This is a genomic window from Nostoc sp. (assembly GCF_036919675.1).
Classification (GTDB): domain Bacteria; phylum Cyanobacteriota; class Cyanobacteriia; order Cyanobacteriales; family Nostocaceae; genus Nostoc.
The window spans coordinates 107,104-120,066 of the sequence record NZ_JBALCP010000061.1 but is presented as its reverse complement, the minus strand read 5'-3'; the positions used below and the strand labels follow the sequence as shown (position 1 = coordinate 120,066).

The window sequence follows — 12,963 nt, the reverse complement described above, 5'->3', positions numbered from 1 at the left end:
TGCAAAGGAGATCATCTTCCACGCCGCCTGTACCAAATCCTGACAAATGGTCGAGTGAAGCGATCGCTCTTTAACGGAGTAACATCCAAAGGTAATTGAACTGTAAAAGTGCTGCCTTTACCTAATTCGCTTTGTACATTTAAATTACCTTTATGTGCATGAGCAATAGCTTGAACAATGGCTAATCCCAAACCAGAACCACCAGTGTGACGAGAGCGATCGCTATTCACCCGATAAAAACGATCAAAAATTCGATTCAGTTCATGTTTCGGGATACCAATGCCTGTATCTTGAACTTTAATTACAGCATTATAGTCATTGCGATCTAATAAAACTGTTACTTCTCCCCCTCTGGGTGTGTATTGAATTGCATTGACAATTAAATTGGAAACTAAGCGATAAAGCTGATCAGAATTACCTATAATATTCAGAGGTTCATTCAATTGTATCAAAGATGTCAGCTTTACCTCTGTGGCAGTTGCGATCGCTTCAAATTCCTCAATTAAATCACTAACAATATCTGTTAGACAACAAATTTCATATTGTAACTTTTGGGCTTGTCTATCCATACGTGCCAACATTAATAAATCAACAACTAAAGTAGTTATTCGCTGATTCTGACGCTGTATAGTTTGCAAAATATCCCGTGCTTCTTCTTCGTCTATTTGAGACATTAAAAGTGCTGACTCCACAGTTGCACCTGTTGCAGCTAAAGGCGTTCGTAATTCATGGGCTGCATCTGCTGTAAACTGTTGAATTTGCCGATAGGATTGATAAATTGGCTGCATAGCTAATGCTGATAACCACCAACTAGCAGCAGCAATCATACCCATTGCAACTAGTAGCCCTAACACCAAAATTAGTTTTACACTATCCAAGTAATGATTAAACTCTTGTAGACTTCGCCCTACCTGCATATATCCCCAGTCTTGATAATTTTGGGTATGCAATGCTAGGGTAATTTGATGGTAATCCTTACCTTTACTATCTTTGAGAAATTGCCAAATTTTTGGATCAAAAACATCAGGTAATCCCTTGGGATAATAACCAGCATTAGCAATTAATTTTCCTGAAATATCAAAAAAACGTATATAGTAGCTAGTTTTAGTAACAATACCAAGAAGATGGCGTTTAGAATGGGGATGTTTTTGAATACAATTAGTAGCTTGAATTCCACAGTTATCTAGATTTGGGAATAACTGATGCGCTAAAGGTTTCAAATCTCCAGGTGACTGTAATTTTAGTTCAATGCTATCGTGCAGTGTCCCCCCTACAGATTCGATTTCACTATCTAAAGCCACCACATGAGCATGAAACACTGCTCGATAAAAACCGAAAGCAGATATGCTTAAAATTAAACCCATAACGATCGCATAATACAGAGCTAACCGAATACGGGTAAGTCGAAACAGCTTATTCTGATTCATTGGTGAAATTCAGACGATACCCCATACCATGCAAAGTTTCTATCAAATTAGGACAGTCGCTATTGGTAAGTTTGCGACGTAACAAACGTATTTGCGCCGCCACTACATTGCTACTAGATTCAGCATTAACTTCCCAAATTTGATTACGAATTTGTTCAGTAGTGACAATCTGCTTGGAATGCTTCATAAAATATTCCAATAGTTGGAACTCTTTATTAGTTAAAGGAATGCTTTGCTGTTCGCCTATAGTATTTTGTCTTACAACTGTACTGTTACCATAATCTAGAGTCAAGTTACCAACAGTTAATTGTTGAGGTTGGAAATGTGGAGAGCGACGCTGCAAAGCCCGCAATCGTGCTAGCAATTCTACCATGCCAAAGGGCTTCACTAAGTAGTCATCTGCACCCGCATCTAAGCCAGTAACTTTATCTTCCATCCTATCTTTAGCAGTTAGCATCAAGACAGGAAGGGGATTTGCTTGAGAACGCAATCTTTTACACAGTTCTAAACCGCTAATTCCTGGAAGCATCCAGTCAAAAATTGCTACTGTATATTGTGCCGAACTATTTTCTAAGTAAGCCCACGCTTCAGTCCCATCTATTACCCAATCAACTAAGTACTTTTGTTGATTTAAGGTACGCTTGATAGCAGTCCCTAAATCTGGCTCATCTTCGACTAGCAGCACCCTCATATCAAATTCAGCAGTTTAAGGTTCGTTGTAAATTTGTGATGTAAACATAGGCTGTAATTGCAATAGGTTTTTACCCTAATAAATAATCTCACAGAAGTTTATTAAATTAGGATGAAAACCATATTGAATATCATAACTTGTAGCTTAATAAAGACGAAACCAAGCTACACCTATGGGAATTTCTGCATTAAGACCAACCTCTTTAGCTGAGAAGCTGTAGACAGAACCATTACCAATACTTCGTCTTTTTATTTTATTAAGGTCAATTCTCAACTTAGTGTTAGGAGCAACTTGTTCGCGGAAAACTAGTAGTATTGTTTGACCGTTAATAGATATATTGGTGTTAATCTTATGTTCATTTTCATCAACAACATCAATATTGCTAACGTCATTACTCACAGTTACATTACTTGGAACTTTGATAATTATTTGGGTAAGAGCGTTGCTATTTTTGGGAACGTGTAAACGAAAAGTATGTCTAAAAATTCCCCAGCGTGTGGGAGGGAATTGTGTATTTCCATCAATATGGATAACTCTACCATCATCTGTTCTAGTATTTGCATAGCTAGGAGTAATAATAGCTGTGCCACTCAGAGTCAATATAACAGCGTAAATCAATAACCTCTTCATATTTACCTCCAAAATAATTAAATCCGTTAGCTAAAGTGCAGGTTCATGTTTTGTTAGTGAATCTGCTCTTAATAGATAGATCAAAATTGGGCAAAACCACAAAATACTCCCTTTATATAGCTATTAATCAGGATAAATAGGCAGTTAATTTGCCATTGTCAGGTTCAAATTTTCGGTGATGTTCTTGCTGAAGAGATATGCTACCTCTATCTAATAGCATGACAAGTCCTAATGAAATTAGGATGAAATTTTCATACTTGTAACTAAAATATATAAATAAAATAAAGCTTGCAGAAAAATCTCATAATCTGTTAAATAAAGTCTTTATCATACCTAAATAAAATCAGGATGAAATTTACACATTTTCTGAGGAATAAATTCGCATCATGCCATTAGATAGATGCTCTTACGCCGACAATCGTCTAACGTAAAGTATTAGAAGTATAACTACAGCTTCATAACTGATTCATTTAGTTAGGAAGAAAATTATGACTCAAACTACGAATCTATCTTTAAAACTTGCATTCAAGCTTATTTAGAATGCCCTGGATCTGAATATATGCTACCCAATTTACCTTTGAATAAAAGTCATTAAAATGAATAACAAAGTTTTAACTTACAGTCTTGTTACTCTACTGACAAGCGGTACTATTACAGCTTTTTCCATTATTGAGAGCGCCAAAGCTAGCGATCGCAATCAAGTTAAAGCTCCTAATCCAACCAGTACAAGCCCTATGCCTAGTGGAATGAACATGAGGGCTGATGTAGATAAGTCGTTTATTGAAATGATGATTCCTCATCATCAAAGCGGTATTGAAATGGCTCAAATGGCTTTGAACCGAGCTAAAAGCCCTGAAGTCAAAAAGCTGGCGCAATCCATAATTTCAGACCAAACCCGTGAAATTCAGCAGATGCAAACTTGGTACAAGGAGTGGTATGGCAAAGAAGTCCCTAAAAACGTCATGAACATGGGTACAGGTATGGGCATGGGTAGGGGTATGAATATGGGTGCAAGTATGGATATGGGCGAAGCAATGAAAACTTGTATGCAGCAGCAAAATATGGAGATGATGACAAGCTTGCAAAATTCGCCTGACTTTGATCAGGAATTTCTCCGTCAAATGACTCGCCATCACCGAATGGCGACAATGATGGCTGGTATGGTTGCCAACAGTGCTAGGCACACCGAGGTAAAAAATTTAGCTCAATCCATTGTCAAGAGTCAAAGTACTGAAATTGCTCAAATGCAGCAGTTGCTCCAACCAATGAATACTCAAAATCGAACGATTAGGTAGTAACTCAATTTCTCCAAAAAGGACTGAACTAGCTGAAAGTGTGATACTTTTGACTTCATTAAAAAGAATTTTGCAAAATCCCTTGACTCTCTAGCCAGCTAGAGAGTCTAAGATAAATTCATGAAGTAAGAGATTTCAGACAATCTCAAGCTGTAGTGGTTTTTTAACTCATGTCAAACCACAGATAAATATAGACAAACTATCTTTATTTATCTATGGTTTTTCAGCTAATCATTTTAGGAAAAATCTATTGATTAAAAGTAAACCTGCCGTTTACTTTTTCACCTTTAACATCAGCAGTAATTTTTACCTGATATTGACCAATTGCTTTTTCAGTTAACTGTGCTGTGTAATGTTTTCCACTAGCATCATAAGCAAGAGGAACTGTCTTTTGTTTTCCATCAGGTAGCTGAACTTGAGCCGTTACTTTTGCATCAGGTACTGTTTGGTGATTGTCACCTTTTAGCACGTATAAATCCATGTGAGTTGCACTTGCTTCTTTCTCAGGAACAAATTCTAGATGATAACTTCCTGTCTCTACAACTTGGCCTCCATGAGATTCACCATGCTGGCTATCTGTTTTAGTAACAGGTGAAGCTGAAACAGATGGGGTCTGGGCGCTTGAGGTAGAAGCGGCTGGACTATTTTCTGTATTAGCTGCTTTATTATCGTTACTGCAAGCTCCTAAAAATAGTAGTCCTACACTTCCAAGAATAATTAAGCTAGATTTAAGTGATTTCATTGGTTTATTCCTCATTTAAAATGTGTTGATAATTGAGATAAGATTTCTCTGGCAATCCAGTCTTTGCAATATTTTTAGATCCTGGCATTGAGTCTATATAAAGTTTTTAATCCACCTCCCTGAATAAAACATCAAAGTTGTTCATATAATTGACTCCTGAGTAACTTTAATATCGTATATTCTTGTAGTCTTATTCGGAACTAAAAACCTCCCAAATAGCGAATATAAAGCTGGTAAAACTAATAGTGTTAAAGCAGTAGAAGTAAATAAGCCTCCTAACACTACCACAGCCAAAGGTTGCAAAATTTCTTTACCGGCACCAGAACCAATCACTAGCGGAACCATACCTAGTGCTGACGAAAGTGCTGTCAGAAGAATTGCAACTAATCTTTCCATCGAACCATCAACAATTACTTGTTTAAGTGGTATTCCCTCAGCGAGGCGATGATTATAGTTATCCACTAACAGTAATCCGTTGCGAGTAGCTACACCAAATAGAGTGATAAAACCAACCATCGAAGCAACGGAAATAATACCACCACTCAAGGCCACAGAGATAACCCCACCAATTAATGCCAGTGGCAAGTTAATCATAATCATGACTGTGGCAGGAATTGACTTGACAGCAAAGTATATCAGTACGGAAATCACTGCAAAGGCGATCGCACCTGCAATAATTAATGTCTGCGTTGCTTGTTCCTGTGCCTGAAACTGACCGCCAAACTGCACATAGTAACCTCCAGGTAGTTGAATTTGTTTAACGCGATCGCGTACATCTTTAATTACAGAACCCAAATCCTTCCCAGCAACGTTGGCAGAAACCACAATCAGCCGGGAAACATTTTCACGATTGATGGTACTTGGCCCTGTGCCATAATCAACTTTGGCAACCTGGGATAAAGGAATTTTCTGCCCGTTGGGTGTATCTACCAACAAGTTACCAATGACATCCAAATTATTACGGGAGCTATCTTGCAACCATACAACGAGATTAAACGTTTGTTGCTTCTCCAACACCTGGGAGACTACTTTACCATTCAATCCAGTCTCTATCGTTTCTGCCAATTCACCCACAGTTAACCCATAACGAGCCGCCGCATCACGATCAAATTGAATTTGAATCTGTTTAACCGGAATTTGGGGTTCTAATTGCAAATCCACAATGCCAGGAATACCATTCATCGCCGATTGTACTTGTTTCCCAAGGGTGCGGAGTTCTTCTAGTTCAGACCCGTAAATTTTCACTGCGATCGCACTTCTCACGCCAGAGAGGATATCATCTATGCGGTGGGAGATAAATCCACCAATATTAGTTGCCACACCAGGAAGTTTTTCAAACTCTTTGCGGAGTGCTTCAATAGTTTTTTCCCGGTTTTTTGCTCCTTCTTCGCTAATCTGCACATCCAACTCGCCAAAGTTTACCCCAGCCACTTCAGGATCTCCTTGAGCAAACCCAGATCGTAAGGCAATGAAATCAAAACGGCGATCGCTTTTAAGGGCATCCATCACCGCCAAAGCAGCTTGGTTAGTTGCATTCAGAGATTCACCAGGCAAAAGAACCATTGAATTGACCAAAGAACGGTCTTGAAATTCAGGTAAAAAGACTTTTCCCAACCCAGGAAGAATAATTATCGATGCAATAAACCCCGCAAGTGCCACCCCTAAAATCACCTTGGGGTAACGAATCGAGAACTTCAACGCTGGACGATAAAATTGATGTGCTTTGCCCTCAAGCCAAGTTTCCGTACTTGGTAAAGGTTGATTTGCTAGTAATAAGGCACATAATGCTGGAGTTAGTGTTAATGCAACTAAGGTAGAAGCGAGAATCGATAACAAATATGCCATTCCCATCGGCGTAAAAATTCGACCTTCCACGCCAGACAGGACGAAAATCGGTGCAAAAACTACTGCAATAATCACAGTGGACAATAAAACACTGACACGCACTTCCACTGAACCGTCAAATACAACTTGTAAAGGATTTTTCGGGTTCCCTGCTAGTTGGTTTTCTCGCAATCGGCGGTAGACGTTTTCCATATCAACGATCGCATCATCCACCACTGAACCAATAGCAACTACCAGTCCACCCAAGGTCATTGTATTAATACCTTGTCCAGTCCAACTCAGAATAATCATGCCTAATAGTAATGACAAAGGCATCGCACTAAGGCTAATAATTACGGTGCGCCAGTTCATCAAAAAGATAATCAGGATGACTGAAACAATAATGATGCCATCGCGTAAGGCTTCCTCAACGTTTTTCACCGAAGCTTCGATGAATAAATCTTGGTCAAAGGTTTTAGTAACCTTGACATCCTCCGGTAGCCCTGGCTTAATCTCCTCCATTGCTGCTTCCACAGCTTTGACTACAGTGGGAGTATCTGCCGCAGGCTGCTTGGAGACAGTTAAAATTACTGCTCGTTTCCCTTGAAATAGTCCATCTCCTCGTCTTAGTCCTGGGCCAATTTTGACTTCTGCTACTTGTTCCAGTAATACGGGTGTACCTTTAGTCGCTTTGATAACTGAACGCTTGAGTTGATTAATCGACTCTATTCGCCCAATTCCCCGAATTAGTGTTTCTTGATCGGGAGTAATCAAAAATCCTCCCGGCACATTGACATTAGCATTCTGCACTGCTTTGGTGACTTCTGGCAGCGAGACATTGTAGGCTTTAAGCTTGTCTGGGTCTACCAAAACTTGATATTGCCGCTCATCGCCTCCGTAGAGAAAAACATTACTCACCCCCGGTACAGCCAGCAAGCGATTTTTCACATCCCAATTAGCAATCCGCCACACCTCCATCATGTCAGTGCTTTCAGCAGAAAAAGCATATTTAACAGCCCATCCCAAGGGCGAGTTAATAGGCAAGATTTCTGGCTGTTCAACTCCTTGTGGCAGTTTTACCCCTTGTAATCGCTCTGTTACTAGTTGGCGATCGCGGTAAATATCAGTATCCCAGCTAAAGACAGTTTTTATAGCAGAAATCCCAATAGCAGATGAAGATCGCAGAGACTCTAATCCAGGTGTGCCATTAATCGCGCTCTCAATTGGGCGAGTCACTAAAGACTCAATTTCTTCTGGTGCTAAACCGGAAGCTTGAACTTGAATTTCCACTTGCGGCGGAGCGAAGCTAGGAAATACATCGAGGGGCATTTGTGTGATGACACGCAATCCCCACAAACTAATTAATATCGAGGCAATAACGATTAGCCACCTTTGGGCGATCGACCATTTAACAATGGTATTGAGCATTTTTGAGACGAATCAAGGGTTTTTTGCTTGAAGATACAGTGAATCTATCTGGGATAATTTGTAATTTGAACAATCTGGCACTGTATCTAATGTCTCAAATGAAGATGAAATCAGGATGAAATGCAGTAAAATTTAGTTTGAATCATGAATAATTAACGTGAAAATATCATCTTGAGTGCGATCGCTAATATTGCAACTCCAAACACCTTTTCTAAAACAGCATTAGACAGCCCAATCGCCAGCTTTGCACCGAAAAGACCCCCGAAAAGAAAGCCTACACAAATAAAAGCTGCTATTTTTAAATCTACATAGCCTTGTTTATAATATGTCAACGCGCCAAGCAACCCAATGGGCGGTACTAACAAGGCTAATGTTGTACCTTGTGCTTCGTGCTGTGACAATCCAAACCAAAAGACCAGCACCGGGACAATCAAAACCCCTCCACCAATGCCAACCAGCCCACTTAAGAATCCCGCTAATACGCCCAACAGTAAATAAAGCAAAATGTTAGTCATAGTCTCTCCTCTTGTCTGCACTAATGCACGACTAATAAAATTACACCAAGGGAAGTAGCACTAATAAATATCCACAGCACCACTCCCTGAAGCATCGGTTTCCAACCAACCGCTTTCAACATCCGTTGTGATAGCCCTGCACCGATTAGAAACAGCGTTAGCGTCAAACCCGCTTCTGAAACGTGTGTTACCACTGGCGACCAAGCAGCAACTTCTGGAATAAAAGTCCGCACTACAGAAGCAAGGATGAACAAGCCAATAAACCAGGGGACTTGGGGTTTATGGATCGCACTCTCACCCGAATTTGCTTGCTGACGTTGAAATATGTAGCTTGCTGCTGCTGAGATAGGTACAATCCACAGAGCGCGGGAAAGTTTGACTGCTGTGGCTGTGTATAGCGCACTCTGACCATAATGTGATGCTGCACCGACTACACTGGAAATGTCATGGATTGCTATACCCGACCAGGTTCCAAATTGTGCCTGAGTCAAGTGCAGCGCGTGTCCTAGAGGTGGAAATACGAATAAAGCAACAGCGTTGAGGACAAAGACAGTCCCCATTGCTACAGAAATCTCGCTTTCGGCTGCGTTAATTACTGAACTAACAGCCGCGATCGCACTTCCACCACAAATAGCTGTTCCGGCTGAAATTAAAGCAGAGGCTTTGATGGGAATTTTCAACCATTTCCCTAGAAAATAGCCGAGAATGAAGGTTGCTGTAATGCTACCAATAGCAAACAAAGCACCGCTTGCACCTGCCTTTAGCACAACTGCTAAGTTCATCCCAAAGCCGAGTACAATTACAGATGCTTCTAGTAAATATTTAGCGGCTGGGCGGCTAATCCGATGAAATGGGTTCTCGTGAGTCAGCGCCAAAAGAATCCCCAACATCAGTGCTATTGGTGGTGAAGCCCAAGGGGTTAGACAAAATCCAGCCGCTCCCAAAAACACAATTTTTCGATACAAGAGTTTTTGTTCTGAAGTTAGTTCCGGTATCTGCACTCTCTTGTTCGTCCTAATATTTTGTTTCATATCAACCTCCTATTAAGGGTTGATATAACTCTAGGTGGTTTAAATAATAGAAGCAAACGTTCCTAACTATTTAAACGATAGGTTTAAACTATTAAGATAGACATCCAGCTATTCCGCAGATTGAGCCGATACTAGCAATTGCTCGAACACTTGGGAGATCCGGGTTTGAAAGCGTTCTCGATGCTTTAATAAAAAGAAAGGTCGTGAGAGTGGGTCTGGATCATTAGTATTTCTCGCAACACCTGTAACTTTAATACAACGAAGCATATCAAGACGTAGTTCTTTAATAATAATCAGGTTAGAAATAGCCGCAGCTCCTACCCCACTCTCAACGGCTGCTTTGACCATATCACCGCTTTTCATTAACAAAATTACATTTAACCGTGATGGTTCAATACCCCACTGTCTTAGCACTTGCTCAAACTGCTGACGGGTTCCTGAGCCTTTTTCGCGCATTACCCAGGTAGTGTTTGTTAATTCTGTTACCTCAACTACCATTTTTTCAAACCAAGGATGAGATTGACCGACAACAATTTGTAGACAATCTCCGCCGACAATTTGTTGTTCCAGAGAAGCTAAAACCGATGGTTCAACTTCCCCTTCTACTAGACTGAGGTCAAACAATCCTGTAACTGTTCCTTGGCTAATTTCAGTAGTGTTACCTAATGTACAATCCACAGAAATATGAGGATAATCTTGCTTAAACAAGCTAATGAAGTGGGGAAGCCAGTAATTACCTATAGTTTGACTTGCACCTAACTTGAGTTCACCCCGTTTCAAGTCATTTAGTTCTCGCAATCCTCGCTCAGTTAACTCCACCTGAGTCAAAATTTTTTGTGCTTCTACTTGTAGCATCTTCCCAGCAAGGGTTAGTTCAATGCGACGACCAATTCGATTAAACACTTTGACTCCATACTGTTCCTCAAGGCTTTGGATGGCAGCACTTACAGAAGGTTGAGTTATGTAAAGCTCCTCGGCGGCGCGAGTAAAGTGCAAATGCTGCGCCACCGCCAGGAAAATCTGTAACTGGTCAATGGTCATCCTTGCCATTTGTGAAAGCGTTAAATTCCTTATATTAAGACTATATGGGATTGCGATATTTTTATTGTTGAGTATTTTTAGTAATGATTATGATTTTTGACTCTTCATTAGGCGGATGATGGTTATCATCTAGGTTTGTAGAATCATTAGAAGAATCTTCTGGTAAGCTGTAGGTAAGTTCTGATGTTACTGGAACCAGTTGATGATTGCTGCGACGACCCACCATAAAAGCTACTAGAGCTATTGCAGCACCTCCACCTGCTCCTAGCAACCACAAAGGTACTGTTTTAACCTCTGTTGTCTGCGATGGAACTTCTGTATGTTCCGAGGCTTTTATCTGGGTACCACCTCGCAGAGATTGGGCGTAGAGTTGTGGTGCGCGTTGGGTGACAATCATATCTCCCTCAAATAAGCCACTCTTGACTTCAACCATATCGCCAGAAGTCTGGCCTAATGTGACTTCAACTGTTTGGTAAGCATTACCACTCTGCACATAAACAACTTTTTTACCATTCGCGTCTACCATTGCTGAGGTAGGAATAGCTGAAATAGCAGAGGACGTTTGGTCTGTTAAAACTTCTAGTTCCGCAAACATTCCCGGTTTGAGTTGTCCGCGTGAGTTCTCTATCTCTGCTTGTACTGGTACAACTCTTGTTTCTCCCTCCACCACCGTACCAATGTGAGAAATTTGACCAGAAAAAGTGCGATCGCTCACACTAGCAACTTTTAATCTAATTCTCTCACCAATTCTTACCTTACCTAAATCTTTTTCATAAATGTTAGCTGTAGCAAAAAGCCGACTATCGTTGACAATCGTCATTAATTTGCCACCAGCATCATTAAAAGTTTGACCAATAGTCACTTCTCTATCAGCAACCTTACCAGATATAGGAGCAGTTATTGTTACTAGTCCTTTAGAATTTGGGAGATTTCCCAGTTGAGCAAGTCGAGTTTGATAACTAGTATTGCTGCGATTAATATTTGACTTTGCTAGTTGAACTGATGCTTGAGCGCGTTTGAGTTGATTTTCTGCTGCGATAACGTCCCTACGGCTCTTCGCTTTAGTAAGTTCGGCTTTTGCTTGTGCTAGCTGAGTTTGAGATTCCAAAGCATTGCGACGGGGTAAAGCGCCATCATCAGCTAACTGCTTATCTTTGTTGTACTTTTCTTGAGCAAAGTCAAGTTGACTCTGTGCTTGGGCAATTTCAGAGTCAGCTATTTGTTGATATCTTTCGTAATTTTGTTGAGCCAGTCTTAAATCAGCTTCGCTGTAGTGTAAATCAGCTTGAGCTTGTGCTAATTTGTTCTGAGATTCTACGCGCAATGTCACTAAATCTGGGCTGGTTACAACAGCAACAGGTTGACCTTTTATTACTGATGCCCCAGGTTCCACTAACAATTCAACTACTTTCGCTCCTTGAATTGGGGTAGTCACTTCTACTTTTTGGCTGGGAAGAGTCTCTATTTGTCCAGTAGTTTTGATACCAATGGCTAACCTTTGACGTTGGACAGGCTCGACTTTAATCCCTAGACGTTTGGCTGTATCGGCATCAACCTGAATAGAATTATTAGTTGAAGTGGCTTCACTTCCTCCTTGAAACTCATTTCCATGTCCGCCATGAGCCATAACAATTGTAGGACTTGCTAATAACAGCAGGCTCAGGAATGTACCAGAAACACAAGCAATAGCTGTAGGTGTTTGGGAACGCAGAGAGTTAGACATTGCTATTAAAAGTCCTTGAGTATGGGAGAGAGGATATTGCGAACGGTCAAAAGTACTTTTAAGTTTTAGAAATACACTCTCTTACTAGTCTTTCATTCAGAAATGAAATTAGGATGAAATCAAGTTTTGACCGCTCTCAGAATCACATCACTCTAAACACAACTGGAATTCAAGAAAGCAAGTGTTCTCTATTTGGCATTGGATACTTGCATTATGCTTGACATAGATACTTTTGCTTCTCTTCAGGTGACGCTCTTAACGTCGCTAACACTGAGTTCGCGGAACGTCTCAGTGTTAGCGTTAGCGTCTCCATACCCCTCCGGGGAAACAAGCTACGCGTAGCGCCCCGTAAAGCCTGCGGCATAGCTACCTTCGGAATTGAATTTTTTGCCAAACCTCGTCGCAACATGAAAAATAAGCTCATGCGTCTTCATGATAAGCTTTTGTCCCGCAAACGCTCAATTATTGAAACAATTAACGACCAACTCAAGAACATTTCTCAGATTGAACACTCTAGACACCGAAGCCCCGTCAATTTTTGTGTTAACGTTTTGTGCGGATTAATCGCTTATTGTCATCAACCTAAGAAACCCAGCCTTCAACTGTAGTGGCTTTT

The 12,963-nt window shown here is 40.6% G+C and carries 11 protein-coding genes; 2 read left to right on the top strand and 9 right to left on the bottom strand.

Annotated elements, in window-relative coordinates:
* Nucleotides 1-11: 11 nt before the first annotated feature.
* The 3 genes from rppB to V7K49_RS13000 all read right to left on the bottom strand — a co-directional run bounded on the left by rppB (nucleotide 12) and on the right by V7K49_RS13000 (nucleotide 2,748).
* Nucleotides 12-1,427: a two-component system sensor histidine kinase RppB gene (rppB, locus tag V7K49_RS13010; protein WP_335205878.1), complete on the bottom strand. Its 1,416-nt coding sequence runs from the start codon at nucleotides 1,425-1,427 to the stop codon at nucleotides 12-14.
* The gene (gene rppA, locus V7K49_RS13005) at nucleotides 1,414-2,118 is read right to left on the bottom strand and encodes a two-component system response regulator RppA (RefSeq protein ID WP_335205877.1); all 705 of its coding nucleotides are present in this window, start codon (nucleotides 2,116-2,118) and stop codon (nucleotides 1,414-1,416) included. The genes rppB and rppA overlap by 14 nt, the downstream gene beginning before the upstream one ends.
* Before the next feature lie 144 nt (nucleotides 2,119-2,262).
* Nucleotides 2,263-2,748: a DUF2808 domain-containing protein gene (locus V7K49_RS13000; protein WP_335205876.1), complete on the bottom strand. Its 486-nt coding sequence runs from the start codon at nucleotides 2,746-2,748 to the stop codon at nucleotides 2,263-2,265.
* A gap of 596 nt (nucleotides 2,749-3,344) precedes the next feature.
* On the opposite strand from V7K49_RS13000, the gene V7K49_RS12995 reads away from it, so the two are divergent.
* Nucleotides 3,345-4,043, top strand: a complete 699-nt coding sequence (locus V7K49_RS12995) for a DUF305 domain-containing protein (protein ID WP_335205875.1) — start codon at nucleotides 3,345-3,347, stop codon at nucleotides 4,041-4,043.
* Nucleotides 4,044-4,290: 247 nt separating this feature from the next.
* Here the strand turns inward: V7K49_RS12995 and V7K49_RS12990 are convergent, their stop codons facing one another.
* The 6 genes from V7K49_RS12990 to V7K49_RS12965 form a co-directional block, all read right to left on the bottom strand.
* Nucleotides 4,291-4,785, bottom strand: coding sequence for a hypothetical protein (locus tag V7K49_RS12990; RefSeq protein ID WP_335205874.1), 495 nt, complete (start codon nucleotides 4,783-4,785; stop codon nucleotides 4,291-4,293).
* Nucleotides 4,786-4,926: 141 nt separating this feature from the next.
* Nucleotides 4,927-8,037: an efflux RND transporter permease subunit gene (locus V7K49_RS12985; protein ID WP_335205873.1), complete on the bottom strand. Its 3,111-nt coding sequence runs from the start codon at nucleotides 8,035-8,037 to the stop codon at nucleotides 4,927-4,929.
* Between the two features lie 152 nt (nucleotides 8,038-8,189).
* A complete protein-coding gene (locus V7K49_RS12980) occupies nucleotides 8,190-8,552 on the bottom strand; it encodes a sulfite exporter TauE/SafE family protein (protein ID WP_335205872.1) in 363 nt (120 codons plus the stop codon).
* 20 nt (nucleotides 8,553-8,572) lie between these two features.
* Nucleotides 8,573-9,583 carry a YeiH family protein gene (locus V7K49_RS12975; protein WP_335205871.1) on the bottom strand — a complete coding sequence of 337 codons (1,011 nt, stop codon included), beginning with the start codon at nucleotides 9,581-9,583 and terminating at the stop codon, nucleotides 8,573-8,575.
* A 108-nt stretch (nucleotides 9,584-9,691) separates the two neighbouring features.
* Nucleotides 9,692-10,624, bottom strand: coding sequence for a LysR family transcriptional regulator (locus tag V7K49_RS12970; protein WP_335205899.1), 933 nt, complete (start codon nucleotides 10,622-10,624; stop codon nucleotides 9,692-9,694).
* Between the two features lie 61 nt (nucleotides 10,625-10,685).
* Nucleotides 10,686-12,347, bottom strand: a complete 1,662-nt coding sequence (locus V7K49_RS12965; protein ID WP_335205870.1) for an efflux RND transporter periplasmic adaptor subunit — start codon at nucleotides 12,345-12,347, stop codon at nucleotides 10,686-10,688.
* 311 nt (nucleotides 12,348-12,658) lie between these two features.
* Between V7K49_RS12965 and V7K49_RS12960 the strand changes: the two genes are divergently transcribed.
* On the top strand, nucleotides 12,659-12,955 hold the full coding sequence (locus V7K49_RS12960; RefSeq protein WP_335205898.1) for a transposase: 297 nt from the start codon (nucleotides 12,659-12,661) through the stop codon (nucleotides 12,953-12,955).
* The last annotated feature ends 8 nt before the right edge of the window (nucleotides 12,956-12,963 follow it).